18 protein-coding genes and 1 pseudogene are annotated in these 18,099 nt (G+C 35.0%); 3 read left to right on the plus strand and 16 right to left on the minus strand.

Annotation, left to right across the window (positions count from 1 at the left end; all coding sequences use genetic code 11):
- Positions 1 to 36: 36 nt before the first annotated feature.
- From flgL to MHH96_RS01070, 12 genes and pseudogenes are all read right to left on the minus strand, one after another.
- Positions 37 to 1,182 carry a flagellar hook-associated protein FlgL gene (flgL, locus tag MHH96_RS01015; RefSeq protein ID WP_047944775.1) on the minus strand — a complete coding sequence of 382 codons (1,146 nt, stop codon included), beginning with the start codon at positions 1,180 to 1,182 and terminating at the stop codon, positions 37 to 39.
- Positions 1,183 to 1,228: 46 nt separating this feature from the next.
- Positions 1,229 to 2,878, minus strand: a complete 1,650-nt coding sequence (flgK, locus tag MHH96_RS01020; RefSeq protein WP_047944773.1) for a flagellar hook-associated protein FlgK — start codon at positions 2,876 to 2,878, stop codon at positions 1,229 to 1,231.
- 11 nt (positions 2,879 to 2,889) lie between these two features.
- Positions 2,890 to 3,375: a flagellar protein FlgN gene (locus MHH96_RS01025; protein WP_047944772.1), complete on the minus strand. Its 486-nt coding sequence runs from the start codon at positions 3,373 to 3,375 to the stop codon at positions 2,890 to 2,892.
- Positions 3,376 to 3,397: 22 nt separating this feature from the next.
- Positions 3,398 to 3,652, minus strand: coding sequence for a flagellar biosynthesis anti-sigma factor FlgM (gene flgM / locus MHH96_RS01030; RefSeq protein WP_047944771.1), 255 nt, complete (start codon positions 3,650 to 3,652; stop codon positions 3,398 to 3,400).
- Positions 3,653 to 3,932: 280 nt separating this feature from the next.
- On the minus strand, positions 3,933 to 4,370 hold the full coding sequence (locus tag MHH96_RS01035) for a YaaR family protein (protein ID WP_047944770.1): 438 nt from the start codon (positions 4,368 to 4,370) through the stop codon (positions 3,933 to 3,935).
- A gap of 151 nt (positions 4,371 to 4,521) precedes the next feature.
- Positions 4,522 to 5,931 (minus strand): flagellin N-terminal helical domain-containing protein, encoded by a 1,410-nt coding sequence (locus MHH96_RS01040; RefSeq protein ID WP_047944769.1) that lies wholly within the window; start codon positions 5,929 to 5,931, stop codon positions 4,522 to 4,524.
- A gap of 20 nt (positions 5,932 to 5,951) precedes the next feature.
- Positions 5,952 to 6,383: a flagellar export chaperone FliS gene (fliS, locus tag MHH96_RS01045; RefSeq protein ID WP_047944768.1), complete on the minus strand. Its 432-nt coding sequence runs from the start codon at positions 6,381 to 6,383 to the stop codon at positions 5,952 to 5,954.
- Between the two features lie 56 nt (positions 6,384 to 6,439).
- Positions 6,440 to 6,736, minus strand: coding sequence for an EscU/YscU/HrcU family type III secretion system export apparatus switch protein (locus MHH96_RS01050; RefSeq protein WP_047944767.1), 297 nt, complete (start codon positions 6,734 to 6,736; stop codon positions 6,440 to 6,442).
- A complete protein-coding gene (locus tag MHH96_RS01055) occupies positions 6,733 to 11,304 on the minus strand; it encodes a hypothetical protein (RefSeq protein WP_341116386.1) in 4,572 nt (1,523 codons plus the stop codon). The genes MHH96_RS01050 and MHH96_RS01055 overlap by 4 nt, the downstream gene beginning before the upstream one ends.
- Before the next feature lie 137 nt (positions 11,305 to 11,441).
- Positions 11,442 to 11,855: a TIGR03826 family flagellar region protein gene (locus tag MHH96_RS01060; protein WP_047943677.1), complete on the minus strand. Its 414-nt coding sequence runs from the start codon at positions 11,853 to 11,855 to the stop codon at positions 11,442 to 11,444.
- 13 nt (positions 11,856 to 11,868) lie between these two features.
- A complete protein-coding gene (locus MHH96_RS01065) occupies positions 11,869 to 12,561 on the minus strand; it encodes a ComF family protein (protein WP_047943676.1) in 693 nt (230 codons plus the stop codon).
- Positions 12,558 to 13,517, minus strand: a pseudogene (locus tag MHH96_RS01070) (DEAD/DEAH box helicase); the annotation flags it as partial. The pseudogene MHH96_RS01070 and the gene MHH96_RS01065, both read right to left, overlap by 4 nt.
- A 163-nt stretch (positions 13,518 to 13,680) precedes the next feature.
- On the opposite strand from MHH96_RS01070, the gene MHH96_RS01075 reads away from it, so the two are divergent.
- The 3 genes from MHH96_RS01075 to MHH96_RS01085 all read left to right on the plus strand — a co-directional run bounded on the left by MHH96_RS01075 (position 13,681) and on the right by MHH96_RS01085 (position 15,768).
- Positions 13,681 to 14,175: a PH domain-containing protein gene (locus MHH96_RS01075; protein WP_341116389.1), complete on the plus strand. Its 495-nt coding sequence runs from the start codon at positions 13,681 to 13,683 to the stop codon at positions 14,173 to 14,175.
- Positions 14,176 to 14,223: 48 nt separating this feature from the next.
- Positions 14,224 to 14,484, plus strand: coding sequence for a hypothetical protein (locus MHH96_RS01080; RefSeq protein WP_341116391.1), 261 nt, complete (start codon positions 14,224 to 14,226; stop codon positions 14,482 to 14,484).
- A 321-nt stretch (positions 14,485 to 14,805) separates the two neighbouring features.
- Positions 14,806 to 15,768 carry an NYN domain-containing protein gene (locus MHH96_RS01085; protein WP_095320695.1) on the plus strand — a complete coding sequence of 321 codons (963 nt, stop codon included), beginning with the start codon at positions 14,806 to 14,808 and terminating at the stop codon, positions 15,766 to 15,768.
- A 162-nt stretch (positions 15,769 to 15,930) separates the two neighbouring features.
- Here MHH96_RS01085 and MHH96_RS01090 read toward each other — a convergent pair whose 3' ends face one another.
- The 4 genes from MHH96_RS01090 to MHH96_RS01105 form a co-directional block, all read right to left on the minus strand.
- Positions 15,931 to 16,830 (minus strand): peptidoglycan-binding protein, encoded by a 900-nt coding sequence (locus MHH96_RS01090; protein WP_341116395.1) that lies wholly within the window; start codon positions 16,828 to 16,830, stop codon positions 15,931 to 15,933.
- A gap of 126 nt (positions 16,831 to 16,956) precedes the next feature.
- A complete protein-coding gene (locus MHH96_RS01095) occupies positions 16,957 to 17,361 on the minus strand; it encodes a phage holin family protein (protein ID WP_341116396.1) in 405 nt (134 codons plus the stop codon).
- Between the two features lie 35 nt (positions 17,362 to 17,396).
- A complete protein-coding gene (locus MHH96_RS01100; RefSeq protein WP_341116397.1) occupies positions 17,397 to 17,624 on the minus strand; it encodes a hypothetical protein in 228 nt (75 codons plus the stop codon).
- Positions 17,624 to 18,055, minus strand: a complete 432-nt coding sequence (locus MHH96_RS01105) for a hypothetical protein (protein WP_156485373.1) — start codon at positions 18,053 to 18,055, stop codon at positions 17,624 to 17,626. Before MHH96_RS01105 ends, MHH96_RS01100 begins: the two co-directional genes overlap by 1 nt.
- Positions 18,056 to 18,099 lie beyond the last annotated feature (44 nt).

The raw sequence follows: 18,099 nt of genomic DNA on the forward strand, positions 1-18,099 counted from the left end.
CTATTATAAACGAAAAAAGCTATCCAATCGGACAGCTTATCGTAAGAAGTCTACTAATGATCTTTGAATAATTTGCGCTCCTACTTGAAGTGCTGCATTATGAACCATTTGCTGTGTTAAGTAGCCCATCACCGCTTCTTCAAAATCCATATCTTCATTCTCAGAAAGGGTTTTATTGGCAACAACTTCTTGCTGCTTCAATCTACTCTCTACCATTTCAGCACGATTCAATTGTGCTCCTAATTGGGATTGTGTAGAAACCACATTATTTATATATCCATCAATAGCATCTAATGATTTAGTTATTTCCTTCCCTGTTGCATCTGGATCCGAGATCATTTTCTTAATGGCCTCAATCCCGCCGAACATATCTAATGAAAAAGCTTCATTTGAAACGACATTAACAGGAATGGATACACCTTTCGAAACTTCTAATAGCACACGATTTGAATTCGTCGAAACAGCAGTATCTTTTGAAATAACGATACTTTCACTATCTAAATTCTTTTCTACAGCAACTGTTTCTCCATCTTTATATGCTAATTCTTCTTGATAGGTATACGTGATTTCTCCCGTACTTTCATCGATTTTAATCGAAGATCCATTTTTATCTTTATACATATTATCTGTGCTATCATAGGTGTAATTATTCCCTTGATAATTTATTACATATTCAGAAGGATTAATAGATCCGTCTGCTAAGCCAGCCTGGAATCCACCGAATTCCATATTTATTTGATTTAAATTCATTGGAGAAGACGCTGTATCAGTGCCATTAAAAATATACTTATCCCCTACTTTTGTTTCTGCCAACGTAACCAGCTGTTCTTGTAATGTTGTAATTTCATTTACGATATTCTTGCGTGCTGTTTCATCATAGGTATCATTTGATGCTTGTACTGTCAATTCTCGAATTTTTTGTAAAATTTGATTCGCGCTATCTAGAGCGGTATCAGCATTTTCCATCCAGTTATATCCTTCATTAAGGTTTCGCTGATATTGTTTTATCTCCGCTACTTGTGTACGATAACGCATCCCTTTCATGGCTACAACTGGATCATCAGAGGGTTTTGTTATTTTTTTTCCCGTTGTAATTTGATCAGAAAGTCTTTGTAAATCCGAATAGCTGTTACTAATGTATTTCAAATTATTATTAGTAAGCATTGATTGTGTTACTCTCATTTGCCCATTACACTCCTAGTTTTAATTAGTTAGGAAATGGAAATTTTTATCTTCCTCCAACACCCATTCCATTAATAACTTTATCAAGCATTTCATCCACGATTGTAATCATTCTTGCCGCTGAATTATATGCCTGCTGGTATTTGATTAAGTCAATCATCTCTTCATCAATTGATACACCACTTACAGACATTCTTGTTTGTTCAACAGAATCTCTTAATATTCCTGAAGTTCTTTCCATCCTATTTGCTTCAGAAGCTTGTTCCCCTAATTTACCGATAATCCCTTGATAAAAGGCTTGGACATTTGTTTTATTTCCGCCAAAATCAAGAATAGAATCTTTTACTTTCGCAAGGTTTAGTGCATTTGTTCCATTTCCAGCAGAGGCTTCTGTAGCAGCTGCTATATTCTCTACATCCTCTAAAATTTCCTTAGACAATACAATACTAGCAGCTGCACCTTTCGGGTTATCAGCTGTTATATTACTGTCTGTAAAACTAAAGAAGTCAATATCTTTTGCTACTCCATCTTGTATTTCATTTAAACTATATCCGCTTCGGTGAACTTCATTAAAGGCAGTTGCAAACGTATAGACCATTTCATCTAAATCGTCAAACATAGAATTATATATGCCCTTTATTTCTCCACCTTCCATGTAACCGTAACCCTCAATTACGCCTTTCAGCTTACCTTGACTATTTAAGGCCTTGAAATCGTTTAAAGTGTACAGGCCATTTGCAGCATCCGCATCCGAATCTGTTTCTATTCCGTCAAACTTGCTTTTAGCAGTTGGATCATCATTCAGTTTAAAAAATTTAATAGAGGTAACAGGACTGTCTAATTCATCTCTACTATCAAATTGAATATGGATTCCATTTGCTGTTTTTGTTGAGGCATCTATAAGTTTTATAGGCTGGCCATTTGAATCTGTTAATATGTCACCTTCAGGCGTTGCCATGTATACATCATATAATCCCTCAGCACTTGCCCGAGCTAATCCGCCGCTTGACTTAGCTTCTACTTTAATATTCATCATGGTAGAAAGAGAATCTAGCAATCTATCACGTTCATCGTATAAATCGTTAGGCAAATAACCATTAGGCTCCACAGCACCTATTTGCTGATTCAATTGGTTAATTTGTTTTAACACACTATTAATATTATCTTCCGTATTTTCTAATTCACTTCTGTTATCTTTTTGAATTGCTTTTAATGAAGAATACATATATTTAAACGTATCCACAAGAGCAGAGCCGCGTTCTCTAACAACTCTTCTTGCCCCTTCATTTTCTGGCTCTGTCGCTAAATCCTGTAAGGAATTCCAAAATTGATCCATACTATTCGAAATTCCTGTTCCAGATAACTCATCCATAACATTTTCCATTTGTGATAGCATTTGTGCCTTTGAATCCCAATACCCCAATTTACTAGACTCTTTACGATATTGCATATCTACAAAGCTATCTCTTATCCGTTCGATCTGATCAGCTTGAACACCAGTCCCCAAATGCCCTGGCATCACTGGACTATTCTGACCAACTGCTGGATATCCTTGTGTAGCAGCTAAACTTACTCTTTGTCTTGTGTAACCTAATGTATTAGCATTTGCAATATTATGCCCTGCTGTAGCAATAGCCGATTGCTGTGTAGTTAGAGCACGCTTTGCAGTTTCTAAGCCCATAAAGGTTGAAACCATTGATTCTCCTCCTAAACCTTTGATTCAAATATCGAATATCTTTCTTTTTCATAAGATGTTTTCGATTCTGAACGATTGTAATTATAGGTGTCTATATCGGGTTTTAATAAGTCAAGCGAGACCTCAATAAATTGCAGAGATTGATTAATAAGTTGTTGATTTGTCTCATTTTGCGTTTTTATTAACCCCAGCACTTCTACCAGTTTCTGTTTTATTTCCATTAATATATCTTTCGTTTGATCGTCAACCGTTTTTATAACATCATCTAATGTCGTCTGCTTTTGTTCACTACCTATAAAGCCATTACAATTCCATTGCAATTCTTGATCCTTTTTTTGAATAGCTTTTATTAACTTTTGTTCTTTTCCTGTTATTGCTCGTAATTGATCTGTATCCCCTTTAATAAGTATGTCTTTTTTTTCAAAAGAAAGTTTCAACAGATCTTCATGCAAGGAAAGTATGTCATTTAATGAAGCTTCAATCGTTTCGATCTGCATCCGAAATTCCACCTATCTTTCCTCAGCCCTTTTTCCAGAATGATAGAATTTTTTCGGCAACTTCTTTTGAGTCTACTTGATATGTTCCGTCACTAATTTGTTTTTTTAGCTCCTGAATTTTTTCAAGTCTAACTTCATCTTGTGTACCTTGAAGTTCTAACGCAGCTTTTGATATTTCCACTTTATCTTCTTTTTTAATATTTTGTGCAGCAGCATTTTTTTCCATTTGTTTTTTATATGGGTTCATATTTACTGGATTAAAATTATTAATTTTCATTTTTACACTCCTCTACAAAAAATTCGACCTTCCGTTTCATATATTGAATTTTAACTATAATCATCTTTCAGTTCTTGTTCTTCTATCTTCTATATCGGTCAAAAATTTTCCTTTTAAAGACTAAAACTTGTTTTTATAAAAATTAGACTGATATTCCTATTTCTATTCTAACCAGCCTATTCTTATTTCATGTTCTATTTAGGTAAATATCCCGATATAATAAAAAAAGCAGCATAGAATCCCAGAGAATTCACTTGCCGCAATAGTTCTAAATACTTATTCAGGTATAAATATTAATTAAAAGCCCTTGAATTTCTCCGACTGATTGTAATATATCTAAACCGTTTTTTTCTTTGTCTAATAAGGTATTGGTTAATTCCAACAACTTTTTATCCACTTCTTTAACGATCTTGTATACTTTCGTTCTTCCTCTGCGATTAAAACCACTTTGCTCTTCTAATTTCAAGGCATTGTTAACTGCTTCATCCATAAAATCTTTTACCATTTTTTTATATCTACGCAAATCATCTACCGTACGATGTTCCGATAATTTCTTCCCTTGTCCCTCAATTTCTTCTACTAATTTTGATAATTTTTCATAAACAGCCTGCTGACGATTTTTAGAAATAACTTCTTGAAAAGAAATACTTTCCGCTGGCAAGTTATCTTTACTTTTTATTTTATCCGTAGTTGTCCTCGAAACTCTCTGAACTTCCAAATATATACCTCCCTTTAATAATTATAAATATATTTAGATTTACAAGAGATGAAAAATTGTAATTAGGTTTATTGTTTTCCTTCTATATTATCATAAAACCAAAAGAAGAAAGCTAGTCCATCTTTTACCAGGACTAGCTTAGATTTAATAATTACGATTGTAGAAGCTGTAAAACTCCATTTGGTAATTGATTTGCTTGAGCCAACATCGCTTGCGCTGATTGATTCAAGATATTATTTTTTGTAAACTCGGTCATTTCTTGAGCCATATCTGTATCACGGATACGTGATTCAGCAGATGTTAAGTTCTCATTTGTTACTTGCAGATTGCTAATTGTATGCTCTAAACGGTTTTGTGTAGCACCTAGCTTAGCACGAATAGATGAAATCTGATTAATTGCTTGGTCAATATTGAAAATTGCTTTGCTTGCACTATCATTTGAAAGAATACTTAAATCATTTATTCCAAGTTTTACTGTGCTTAATTGCGGGATATCAATATTTAAATTCTGATTTGTATTGGCACCAATTTGGAATGTTAGGGCTTTGTTTGTTAAATCAAATTGCGATTCGCCTTCTTTAACATTTGCTCCAAAAGATAACTTCAATCCGCCGTGCTCTACTTCTCCATTTCTTGTAATGAGCTCTTTCGAGAAAGTAATTGGCGTTGTAGAATCATCTTCATTTACTTTAGATACAGATAATGTAACTTTAGATTCTATTTGAACTTTTGCTGTACCGTTTCCAGTGATTTGTGTTGTATCTATCTTTATTTGCTTGCCAGTTTCTGTTCCAATTGTCTCTTCTGCACCATCTTCACCAACTACTGCCGCAAGCTGTCCAATAGAAAATCCGCTTGGATCAAAAATTTCAATATTGGCGCTTCTTTTTGTTCCATCATCCTGATATCCTGTAACTACAACAGAGTATTCTCCTAATGCTAAGTCACTGTCTGAATCCATTGTAAGAACATCTGAGGAACTGATTCCAGCACCTGGCTGATTTAACGTATTAACAAATTGTGGAGTTCCCGAAACTGCCACTTCATATTTGCCAGTTGCTAAGGTAGGATCTACTACTGTCGGAACCTGCTTTAAATTTGTTTTATCCTGTTCTCCTACAAGGAATTGTGTATCTACCGCACTAGAACCATCTAATAGTTTACGCGTATTAAATTCAGTTTTAGCAGCAACACTATCAATCTCTTTTAATAACTGATCAATTTCTAATTGAATAGACTCACGATCTGAATCTGTATTTGTGTCATTTGCTGCTTGCACTGATAATTCACGCATACGTTGAAGCATTGAGTGTACTTCGTTCATTGCTCCTTCCGCTACTTGCATTAAAGAAACGCCATCAAGTGAGTTGCGTTCTGCCATAGATAAACCTTTAATTTGTGAACGCATTTTTTCTGAAATTGCAAGCCCTGCTGCATCATCGGCTGCACGATTGATTCTTAAACCAGAAGATAGTCTTTCTAGGTTTTTGGAAGTATTGAATTGGTTTTGATATAGATTACGGTAAGCATTTAGTGCCTGAATATTGTGATTAATTTTCATTTTAATATACTCCTTTTGTTTTAATTTTTATCATATGTCATGATATTTTTTTCGTATGCCAATGTTTTTTGGCGAAGACCAGTATTTATCTTAGGTGTTTTTTCTTTCATGCTTACAGACCAAGCTGCAAGTAGTTCTTCTATTATCGTTTTGACTTCTTGGATAATGGATATATCTTTTTTTAAATTGGCATCAATAAGTTTTCCTGCAATATAGTTATATAACATGTCTAGTTGATCGGCGATAATTCCTGCCTCATAGTTAATCCCAGCGCCAAGTCTCCAGACAATGTCATTAGCTTTCTTTAATTTTACATTCGCGAGGATATAATCCTTATTTTCTATGTTTTCAATTGCTTCTTCTAAATTATTTAGACATGCTTCATATAATAATGCTGTGAGTTCTTGTGGAGATTTTTGATAGAGTACTTCTTCTGAAATAAGGTTAGCCATGATTTTCCACCTCCAAAATGCTCCTGCTTTTTTTATCGGAACATCTTTTAATTTCTTTAATATTTTTTATTCATTTCTTCAATTAATAGAAGAATTTCTGCTATTACTGAATATAATTGAGGAGGAATACTATCTCCTAAGTCCATATCTAATAGATTGGCAACAAGAGAGGAGTCTTCTTGCATATGGATATTATTTTTCTGGGCCAATTCTATTATTTGTTGAGCAACTGCTCCCTTCCCTTGTGCAACAACAGAAGGGGCAGTGCTTTTATCGTCATATTTTAATACTGCTGCAACTGGTCCATTTCTTTCAAAGCGATTTTTTTGATTATAATATCTTGTCATGCTCATATTTGTAAGTTAACTCCTTTCTCTTGTATGAAATCATTAACGCTGGCAAGTCTTTTATTATCTTTTTTCTCTATTGTATCAGCTGAAGGATTTGTAAGATGCGTAAAATGGATATTTTGTACTTGATAACCAATCTCTTGTAAACGATCTACCGCAATTTTAGATAGTGGCGACATTTTCTTTTCAAAATCTGCTGAATCATTTTTTACGGTGATGGATAGATTGCGATCTGTTGCATTCAATAAAATTCCAACATCTCCTAATTTCTTCGTTTCTAAAAGAAAGTAAAGATTGCAATTTTCCCAATCTACTTGTTCCCCTTTTGATTTTGAATTGATAAATACTTGTATGTTCTCATTTTTCTCGCCTAACAGCATGGGCAAATTAAAGAACATACTTTGCAATTGGCTAGATGAATCTTGCTTATTTAATAATTGTTGTCCGTTAATATTGTTTAATGCCTGTTCCGCCTGCCTGCTTACTGTTTCATCACCTAAATTTTCACTACTTGCTAATTTCAATAATGTTGTCTTCAGATTGTCTTCCTGTTCTTTAGTTGGAGTATGACTTGAAACAAGTCTATTTGCTACATCACTCTCTCGATTTAAACCGAATGAGCGGATTTTTTCATACATTTGTCGTGAAGAAGGCTCTTCTCCTTCTAATATATAATTCCTTCCAATATCCTCAGATTGTTTTACCAAACTTTTCAATGGAGATACTTCTTCTAATAACGCACTATTTTTTGAAACATAGTGGACAATTTTTTGTTCAGATGGCTTATATTGAATACTATCAACCATCTTTTTCACCTCTGAAACAATTTCAGTTGCTTTGGCAGTATTTCCATTAGAAAGATATTTTTTTGCTTCTGCTAATTGTGAGCTCGCCTGGAGTAGTCGTTTTTCGGTACGCATATCGGCATATAACATTAAATCACTTTTTAAAATTGTTTGATCTAATTTAGCAATTGTACTTTCAATTATTTTGGATGCTTGTGGGATACTTGAATCCTTGTACTTTTTCATTAATTTTTGCGCATTATCTAAATTTCGATAGATTTCTCTCTTTATATCTCTAAATTCATGTGTTGCCTCTGCTAGTTTTTGAGATATTTTTGTTACCAATATATCCTTTGAAGATATTCCCATGGCTTGCAACTGACTATCCCATCGTTTTTCTTCCATCTCCACTTGTTTTAGAGAACTATCTTCTCCATAATTTTTGTTTTCTTGTTGTATTGCTGTTTCTACTTCCTGTAAAGCTTTAGAAATGTTTTGTCTTGATGCCATCTCTCTGCCTTTACTATTTAACTCTAATGAAGTATTAATTGCTTTTTCTATCTTTTCTTTTTTATCTGGACTTAAGTTTTCATTTTTACTAAGCTCAGATTTTAAATCATTTAGTGCCTTTTCTAGGATAGGCTCTTTTTGTATTTGTTTAGCAGCTTGTTTGATAGTCTCCATCTGTAATTGAGTCGTGTTAGTCTTAGCAGCTTCTCTATTGCTCTCATTTTGTTGAACTTGACTCTTTTCATTAGGAATTTTTGAATTATCCATTTCGATAATCTGATTAAGAGCAGTTATTATACGCTCTTTGGCTGCTGCATTTAATTGATCTGCTTGATTAATAACCTGTACCACTTGCTTTACTACTTCCGGCGGCATTTTCGGATTGTTAATAATCGTCTCTTTTACCGTTTGGATTGCTTTTTGTAGATTAGGGTCTTGTTTTATTTGGTCTTTCGTTTGAGTTAATTGATCCTGCACGGCTTTGCTTTGGTCTGTTGCTATTGGTTTGAATTGTTGGGCCGTTACTTCTTGTTCGGCACGAGTCAGTGCTTGCACTAATTTCTCTCTGCCCGCACTTTCTTGGCCTAAACGCTGGCTTATTGTCGCTTCTCTTACTGCCTGTTCTACTTGTTTTACTACTTCTGGCGGCATTTTTGGATTATTGACAATTGTTTCTTTTACTGTTTGGATTGCCTTTTGTAGATTAGGCTCTTGTTTTATTTGGTCTTTCGTTTGAGTTAATTGATCTTGCACGGCTTTGCTTTGGTCTGTTGCTATTGGTTTGAATTGTTGGGCTGTTACTTCTTGTTCGGCACGAGTCAGTGCTTGCACTAATTTCTCTCTGCCCGCATTTTCTTGGCCTAAACGCAGGCTTATTGTTGCTTCTCTTACCGCCTGTTCTACCTGTTTTACTACTTCTGGCGGCATTTTTGGATTATTGACAATTGTTTCTTTTACTGTTTGGATTGCTTTTTGTAGATTAGGCTCTTGTTTTATTTGGTCTTTCGTTTGAGTCAATTGATTTTGCACTGCTTTATCTGTTGCTATTGGTTTGGCTTGTTGGGCTGTTACTTCTTGTTCGGCACGAGTCAGTGCTTGCACTAATTTCTCTCTGCCCGCACTTTCTTGGCCTAAACGCTGGCTTATTGTCGCTTCTCTTACTGCCTGTTCTACCTGTTTTACTACTTCTGGCGGCATTTTTGGATTATTGACAATTGTTTCTTTTACTGTTTGGATTGCTTTTTGTAGATTAGGCTCTTGTTTTATTTGGTCTTTCGTTTGAGTCAATTGGTCTTGTACGGCTTTGCTTTGGTCTGTTGCTATTGGTTTGAATTGTTGGGCTGTTACTTCTTGTTCGGCACGAGTCAGTGCTTGCACTAATTTCTCTCTGCCCGCATTTTCTTGGCCTAAACGCAGGCTTATTGTTGCTTCTCTTACCGCCTGTTCTACCTGTTTTACTACTTCTGGCGGTATTTTTGGATTATTGACAATTATTTCTTTTACTGTTTGGATTGCCTTTTGTAGATTAGGCTCTTGTTTTATTTGGTCTTTCGTTTGAGTCAATTGATTTTGCACTGCTTTATCTGTTGCTATTGGTTTAGCTTGCTGAGCCGTTACTTCTTGTTCGGCACGAGTCAATGCCTGCACAAGCTTCTCTCTGCCCGCACTTTCCTGGCCCAAACGCTGGCTTATTGTCGCTTCTCTTACTGCCTGTTCTACTTGTTTTACTACTTCCGGCGGCATTTTCGGATTGTTGATAATCGTCTCTTTTACCGTCTGGATTGCTTTTTGTAGATTAGGCTCTTGTTTTATTTGGTCTTTCGTTTGAGTCAATTGATTTTGCACTGCTTTATCTGTTGCTATTGGTTTAGATTGCTGAGCCGTTACTTCTTGTTCGGCACGAGTCAATGCCTGCACAAGCTTCTCTCTGCCCGCACTTTCCTGGCCCAAACGCTGGCTTATTGTCGCTTCTCTTACTGCCTGTTCTACCTGTTTTACTACTTCCGGCGGCATTTTTGGATTGTTGATAATTGTTTCCTTTACCGTTTGGATTGCCTTTTGTAGGTTAGGCTCTTGTTTTATTTGGTCTTTCGTTTGAGTCAATTGGTCTTGTACGGCTTTGCTTTGGCCTGTTGCTGCAGGTTTGGATTGTTGGGCCGTAATTTCTTGTTCGGCCTTTGTGACTGCTTGTACTAATTTCTCGCGGCCAGCACTTTCTTGGCCTAAACGCTGGCTTATTGTCGCTTCTCTTACTGCCTGTTCTACTTGTTTTACTACTTCCGGTGGCATTTTCGGATTGTTGATAATTGTTTCTTTTACTGTTTGGATTGCCTTTTGTAGATTAGGCTCTTGTTTTATTTGGTCTTTCACTTTATTCAATTCCGTAGCAGCCTCTTGTAAATCGTCTAATTTTATATTTGTCAATACATCCATTATTTTTGTTTTGGCTATTGATTGTAGTTTTTCAGAATCTTGTATAGCTTGTGTAATACTTTTTATATGCTCTTTCGATATCCGTGGATTTTCGTTTAATTTTGTACGTAATAACTCTATTCCCTTTTGAATATCCTCTTCCGTTTCCATTGCAGAAGATAATTCACTTATTAATTTTGTCAAAGCATTATTTTGCTTTGAACTAGTTTCATTTTTTAAAGCATAGACTGGATTATGATGTTCTACTTGATTTTTCGATACATTTTTTTGAAAATTAGGATCAATTACATTTGCTATTTTTGTAATGATATCATTCAACGGCTCTCCATTAACTGCTGCATGGATAGAACGCAAATTAACTGCTGATATCTCCAGATTTTTGCTTGCCAGAGCACGTAATGAAACTAATTTTTCTTCTATTGTCCCTGTTTCATTTTCTAAAAATGTATTTAACTGGACTAATGTATCTCTATTTATGGTAGTTTTTTTTCCTAAAATAGCCGTTGCCATTCTTAATTCATTTTTACTTTTTTCTGAAATGCTCATATCTTCTATCATTTTTTCTGATGAAGGATTTGATGGTAAGTCAGGAGCAGTAGTGGTGATTGTTTTAACCTTTATTTCACCACCATCCATATCACTAATTTGGACAGAAACTCGATTTTCCTTTGGAATCGTTTCTTCAAATTTCACATTAAAGTCTTTTCCTTTAATTTGGACAACCGCTTCATTTTCTGAAATCCGAGATTTAATTTGTGCATTATATGTTTCATTTTTTAAAAGCTCTAATTGTTTTTCATTGGTTGTTACATTGGATAGTTGGGTTTTATTAGATATTTGCATAATAACACTCCCATAAAATACATTCTTCTTACTATATCGGCCCAATGCTTTCTAACTTTATTTATTCAATAAAAATGGTAAAATTTAATTAAAAAAGTTTAATAGAATTACAATTCTATTAAACTTTTTTAATTATTCTACCTTTTATCTAATACTCGATAGGCTGATTTATTTCTTTCTTCCATTTCTCTTTTTCTTTCTTCTTCCTTTTCCATCACATTTAGATCATTCTGTATTCCTGATAAACAAGAATGACACAGCTTCCCTTCTCGAATAATCGTTCCACACTTGGCACAGGGATATCCAAGATTAGGGAATTGGGCAAGCTTGATTCTGCCTTTTTTGATAAATTTATATATCAATGTTCTTTCTACACCAGTCGCTTCGACCACATCATCCATCTGCGCTGTGCGATTCTGCTTTTTGCGAATATATTGGTATACTTTTTCATAATCTGCTTCTTCTTGTTTATAGCATTTCAAACACACATCTCGAATGTTATTTATCACATATATATCGCCACAGTTTGGGCAATTCCCTAGTTCAGCCATCCATGATTCCTCCTCATCTTGCAATTGTAAAGGAAGTGATGGACTTTGCTCCGGCTTCCTTTAGCACTTTCGCTGCATTTCGTAGCGTTGCACCTGTAGTATATATATCGTCAACCAGAATAATATCTTGAGCGATAACAGCCTCTTTTTGCTCTATTTTAAAAATATTTCCTATCTGTAATCGTTGTTTTCGTGTTTTTTTCGATTGTTTTTCACTATGTATGCGCACAAGACCATTTACATAAGGAACTTTTGCATAAAAGAGAACTGCCTCTACTTGATTAAAGCCTCTTTCGTACAAACGTTCGTCACTTAATGGAATAGGCATCACCACTTTATTTTTTCCGAAATCCTTCGGTAAAAAAGAAACAAAGGCTGCAGCTATATTATAGTCCCCTCTATATTTAAACCGTGCAATCGTTTCTTTCAAAAAATCATTGTACAAAAATAACGATTGGTTGGATTGCAGTATTCCTTTCCATTCCTCTTCGTCTTCCCATTTTTGACAATCATAGCACATGCCCTCTTTAACATGAACGGACTCCAAGAACTGAAGAGATCGGCCACAAATTCGGCAAGTCTCTCCCTTTATTACTGCTAACTTCTCCTTACAGCCCGCACATAAATAGCATTCTGGTGCTTTCGAGAAAAGATAGGTCCAATTAAATTCCGGTATAACTGGTGCTAAGCAAATCACGCAAATCATAACAGTAGCATCCCTTTCTCTCCTGCTTCTTGATTGCTTCGCTTAATTTGCTTTCGCGCTAATACCATATTATTTGTTTTTCCATAATGAAAAAAAGTTATCGCTCCATCTGGAAATTCCTTTTTCCTTCCTACTCTTCCCGCAATCTGTACAAGAGCACTCTCTGTGAAAATCCGATTTTCCGCTCCTAAAACAGCAACATCTACATTTGGAAAAGTAACGCCCCTCTCTAAAATCGTTGTTGTAACAAGCAAATCCACTTCTTTATTACGCATTTTTTGTACCTTTTCCTTTCGATCAGGATCTTCAGCATGAACGGCTTCAACCTTATCAACAATTGGTTGCAACAGCTTTTTCACTTTTTCCATATAATGAATTTTGGGCACGAATAAGAGCATAGGTTTATTTTGTGGAACTCGTTCACGAATCCAATCAACAAGCATGGCAGGGAGCTTGTCCTTTTTCAAGCCCTTTTCCCAATTCCCACACCATTGAAAATCTGGAACAGGCAACGGATATTGATGAAAGCGTGCTGGAATGGTCACAAAGTGAACTTTGTTATGCTTACACTTTTCTTGCCAGTCTTTATCGGGAGTCGCCGTTAAATAAATAAGTGTCGATTGTTCCTTCTTGGCTTTTTGCACAGCATATTGAAGCGATTTATCAACGGAATATGGAAACGCATCCATTTCATCTAAAATAATGAGGTCAAAGGCTCGGTGGAACCGAAAAAGCTGATGGGTCGTGCTAATCGTTAGCGGACTAAACTGATGACGATCTTCACTACCACCATAAACAGGCAATACCTTTATTTCTGGAAAAACCTCCTGTAATCGAGGGGCCAATTCGAGGACAACATCTGTACGAGGAGTAGCAATACATACACGTTGATTATCACGCAATGCTTTTTCAATTCCTTTAAAAAGAATCTCCGTTTTCCCAGCGCCACAAACAGCTGGTTATGAATGCATAAGTTATTTTAAAAGCAATTACGAGGCTCTTAAATCAACATGTCTCTTACATACCCTCTTGAATTTATTGTCTATTTTTGTCGAATGCATAATTTACCCGATCCATTTATTGTATGATTAAAGTACTATTAAAACTAGGAGTGATAAGATGAAATTTTGCCCAGAGTGTGGAACAAAAGCAGAAGGTATGAAGTTTTGTCCGGAGTGCGGATATAAGCTTGGAGAAGTGGCTGCTCCTCAACCGGAAGTAGAGCAATCACCCTCAGAAAGAACATTATTAACATTTCAAACGTACATGTTTGGTATGGAAAACAAGAAGGGTATGCTTGGAGGATTCCAGGTATCCGTTCCGCAGCACAATTACGAACTAACTACTGAACGTCTATTGATTAATAAAGTGGGTGTCATGTCTACTAAGCGAGATGAGATTGAACTATATAAAATTAAAGACGTTGCAGTTAAGCAAGGCATGAAAGAAAAACTTGGAGGCTTTGGGGATATTGAAATACATAGTTCCGATGAATCTCACCCAACATATACAATTAAACGTATCAAGGATCCTGTTCAAGTGAAAGAAGCAATTCGCCGTGCAGTGTTGGATAATAAAAACAATATGAACATAAGCTATAGACAAAATATATGAAATAAAGCCCTTCTCATACGAGTTGGGCTTTTTAATAAGGAGAACCTTATGCAAATACATATTGCTATATATTACGCTACTCACTATCCTGGATTAGGTTCAAACAATACTTTACAACGTGGAAATTATGAGGTTGATTCATTTGAATATAAAATAGATCCAGGTAAAGAAGCAGCACGAGTTGCTAAGATTGCTTGTGATAAATTGATTAGAGATAACGTCAATAAGATCACTCTAAGAAAGGTAATTTACAATGAAACAAATGATATTTCTGAATTGGTTAGAGAGTTATACATCGGCAGGAAATGATTCTAAGAAGGTATCGATTAGATGTTTTAAATCAGTGGAGTCTTTCGCGGATTCATACTGTTCATTAAGCTGCAACAATATTTCAAAGTCGGTCATTTTATCCCTCCTTTCATACTAAGGAGGTTTCTTTATTTTGAAGGGAATTTCCTGTTTGTTCACAGATTATACAAAATAAAAAGTTAGACAGCCATAAACATTTTTTGTTAGAAAGCGATTCTTTATAAAAATACTCTTATTTTCAAAAAAAATTCATAAATTACTTGTTTCACAGTTAGATAAAATTGTAAAATTATGATATTAATTGTAAGAAAGGAGAAAATTATGTCAAGTCCCAAAAAGACTAAATCTACAACAATAGTAAAACCTACTAATCAAGATAAGGAATTTGAGGAATCAATCGGTTTATTCTTCGATATAATTGGAAAATCTACAGAAGAAACCGTTAGAGCTTTAAACCATGTAGATTTACTTGATAATGTTGCAATATTCGTTGACTATGACAATGTATATTGGACATTGAAAAAAATCTTCAACCATGATCCTGATCATGAGGATTTAGAGAAAAATCTATTCCATCAATTGTGGAAAAGGTATGGTCAAGATCATGTAAGAACATTTCGAGTATACGCCGATTTTCAAAAGATTAGAACAAGCCTAACCAACCTTCAAAAGAACAGGGTTCAAATTAGACATGTTTATTCGAATGGAAAAGAAGGAGAAAATAGAAAAAACTCTTCGGACATAGAACTTTGCATTGATGCAATAGAAAATACATATAAAGATCCAGGTATAACTTGTTATGTATTTGTTACTGCTGACAGCGATATGATACCTATTATGAGTAGAATGATGTATAAAGGGAAAAGAGTTGAATTATTTTATCTTTCCGATGCTGCTCCCAAATATGTTGAAATGAGTAATTACGTACATCATTCAGAAGACTTAAGTGACTTTCTAAACATAGAAAGAAAAATTTATAATGTAAATGACTATATCATCCCTGGTTTACAGATTATTGTTGATTGGGAAAGTAAATATGAAGCAGAAGGTATAAAATTTCTAGGAGCTCCTTATTTAAAAGGACAATTCTCAAAATTACTTGAGATTCCTGAATTAACAGCTAGTGACTTAATCGAGTTGTTACAAATTCAAAATTATATTGAAGATAGTAACAAAAAGCTAAAAAATGGACAGGTTAAAAACAGTATAAAAGTTTCAGAAAAAGGGCATGCACTACTTCAATTAAATACAAGTACACAAATTGCAGCTACAGAAGCTGAATAATTTTTTTGTGTTCTGCTTGACGTTCTCATTCTATTTGGTATATTATGTAACTACTTAATATTCGCTTATAAATTCGCTAATATTATATTCGCTATTTTATACGTTAGAAAAGGACAGGAACTATATACCTGTCCTTTTTACTTTAATTAAATATTACATAATTTAAAACATCTTATTCCAAGTGTTTTTACCAACAATGCCATCTACGTCTAATCCATGTCGTTTTTGATATGCTTGTACAGCTTTTTTAGTAGCATTACCAAAGATTCCATCTGCTGTTACTCCTACCGCACGTTGAATACGCTCCACATCTTTACCTTTACTTCCAACTTTTATTAAATGCCCTGGATAAGGTACTATAGCTTCACTATTCGCTTTATTCGATGTGGATGGCTTCTTATATTCGTCTAACTTTTTAGCTGTGACAGGACCATATACGCCATCTACTGTTATTTTTACAGCTTTCTGAAAAGCTTTGACTGCATTAACTGTCTCATCTCCATAATTACCATCTGCACCATATTTCGTTAGCTTAAAGCCTTTATCGATTAGTTTTTGTTGCAACTTTTTAACGGCAGTTCCTTTATCTCCTTTTTCTAATATGGAAGGAGCAGTAATAATTTCTGAACCAACCTTGGTTTCTTCTGGTACCACCGTTATTTTTCCAGTGTACTCTAGATGCGGATTATCTTTAAAGCTAGTCCAGTCTCCACCCCATTCGAACCCTTTTGATTTTGCGATAGCTGCAACGCGTTTCCAGTCTTTATTAACCGTCCAATATGCGTCTGTACCTTCTTTGTTAGTTAAACAAAAGTCTACCGCAATACCAAAATTATGGTTAGATTGTCCACCCTTTGCATTTGTAACGATTTTACCAGGCTTTGTTCTGCCCTGCGCATATAAAGCATCTTGTTCCGCATATGAACGATAGCCGTCTGTAATCAATACGTAAATTCCTTCATTGTAAGCTTCTTCAATAATCTCTAATGCCTTTTCTTTTACAATTGTTTTAACTGCTCCCATACGTTTAATAGCTTTATCTTGTAAAGTTTTCAAGCTCATTCTTTCCACACTCCTTAATATTTTTCGTTTAATAAGATTTCAATTTCTTCTTTGTCTACTTTGCTAAAGAACCATTTAATTTTCTTAAACATACAATCACCTCATAAAAAAAGAGCAGCCGCTAAGCTACTCTTTCCTTCCCTTTACTTTTTCTTTTAGCACTGCAATGATATTGCCCAACGGTCCTAGTGGAACGCCAATCTTTCCAGCATTTTCAGTAATGCTAATAAATTCAATTGCAATGTACGCCCATGCTGCTCCTTCTCCACCTGCTGCAGTTCCGTTCAAAGATATTTCAATAAGATATAATAGACCAATTAAAATAAGGACAATCAACTTTTTTATAAAGCCTCTTGTCCCCTTTGCGCTATTTAATTCTTTATTTACAAATGCACATAATAATCCGGTCACATAATCCGCAAGCATGACCACCAGCAGCACTGACACCGCTAGACCAAAACTCCCCACCATTACTGACCAAATCCCCCCAATAACACCTATCGCAATACTTAATCCATGTTGTTTTTCCATTTTCCCCTTATCCTTTCCAGACATAATAAAAAAGCCTATTCGGCTTCTGTTCCTACAATTGATTCGATTACCTTTTCTTTGACTTTAGCTTGCAAACCACTGATGTCATTCGCGATTGGAGTGTATTCCTCGAATGTTAAAGGAATATATCCATTTAAATTGATTGTTTGGTGCTCATGTGTTGCAAAAAAGTTAACATTAACCCCACTGACTGTTCCTTTGTTGTATGCAATATTTACGCTGGTTACTTCAATTGTAATCATTATTTATTTTCCTCCTTGTTCTCATCGCTATTTTCAAAGACTTCATAAAGATAATCATAGACTTCTGCATCTTTTCCGCTGACTTCTCCGTCATAACCTAATAAGATTTCTTTCACTGTTTTTAAATAACCAGTGGCATCGCCTCCTTCAATGACAAAAAGTTCATCAAATAATTCCTTTTGTTGTTCTTTGAATCCTTTTACATCTTTTACATCAAATGAACCATCTTCTTTTTTATTCGGATTTCCTTCCTCATCTGTGCCTGCGTACTCTTTTAACAATTCTTGTTCTTCTTCCACAACTTGTTTCCACTTTTCTTGCATAGCTTTAACAAAGCGAGAACGATGTCGAGATTGTTTTCCTTTCAGTGTTAAGTTATATAAAAACTCTACTGCTGCGGGTAAATAAGATACTTTGATTGATATTTTCATGACTTTTCCTCCATAATAAAAAGCTGACCGAATTTTACGATCAG

Source organism: Niallia sp. FSL K6-0212 (assembly GCF_038007605.1).
GTDB lineage: Bacteria > Bacillota > Bacilli > Bacillales > Cytobacillaceae > Niallia > Niallia circulans.

Coding starts and splice junctions, on each gene's coding strand:
- flgL (WP_047944775.1), bottom strand. CDS start 1,182: ATGAGAGTAACACAATCAATGCTTACTAATAATAATTTGAAATACATT.
- flgK (WP_047944773.1), bottom strand. CDS start 2,878: ATGGTTTCAACCTTTATGGGCTTAGAAACTGCAAAGCGTGCTCTAACT.
- MHH96_RS01025 (WP_047944772.1), bottom strand. CDS start 3,375: ATGCAGATCGAAACGATTGAAGCTTCATTAAATGACATACTTTCCTTG.
- flgM (WP_047944771.1), bottom strand. CDS start 3,652: ATGAAAATTAATAATTTTAATCCAGTAAATATGAACCCATATAAAAAA.
- MHH96_RS01040 (WP_047944769.1), bottom strand. CDS start 5,931: ATGAAAATTAATCACAATATTCAGGCACTAAATGCTTACCGTAATCTA.
- fliS (WP_047944768.1), bottom strand. CDS start 6,383: ATGGCTAACCTTATTTCAGAAGAAGTACTCTATCAAAAATCTCCACAA.
- MHH96_RS01050 (WP_047944767.1), bottom strand. CDS start 6,736: ATGAGCATGACAAGATATTATAATCAAAAAAATCGCTTTGAAAGAAAT.
- MHH96_RS01055 (WP_341116386.1), bottom strand. CDS start 11,304: ATGCAAATATCTAATAAAACCCAACTATCCAATGTAACAACCAATGAA.
- MHH96_RS01060 (WP_047943677.1), bottom strand. CDS start 11,855: ATGGCTGAACTAGGGAATTGCCCAAACTGTGGCGATATATATGTGATA.
- MHH96_RS01065 (WP_047943676.1), bottom strand. CDS start 12,561: ATGATTTGCGTGATTTGCTTAGCACCAGTTATACCGGAATTTAATTGG.
- MHH96_RS01075 (WP_341116389.1), top strand. CDS start 13,681: ATGAAATTTTGCCCAGAGTGTGGAACAAAAGCAGAAGGTATGAAGTTT.
- MHH96_RS01080 (WP_341116391.1), top strand. CDS start 14,224: ATGCAAATACATATTGCTATATATTACGCTACTCACTATCCTGGATTA.
- MHH96_RS01085 (WP_095320695.1), top strand. CDS start 14,806: ATGTCAAGTCCCAAAAAGACTAAATCTACAACAATAGTAAAACCTACT.
- MHH96_RS01090 (WP_341116395.1), bottom strand. CDS start 16,830: ATGAGCTTGAAAACTTTACAAGATAAAGCTATTAAACGTATGGGAGCA.
- MHH96_RS01095 (WP_341116396.1), bottom strand. CDS start 17,361: ATGGAAAAACAACATGGATTAAGTATTGCGATAGGTGTTATTGGGGGG.
- MHH96_RS01100 (WP_341116397.1), bottom strand. CDS start 17,624: ATGATTACAATTGAAGTAACCAGCGTAAATATTGCATACAACAAAGGA.
- MHH96_RS01105 (WP_156485373.1), bottom strand. CDS start 18,055: ATGAAAATATCAATCAAAGTATCTTATTTACCCGCAGCAGTAGAGTTT.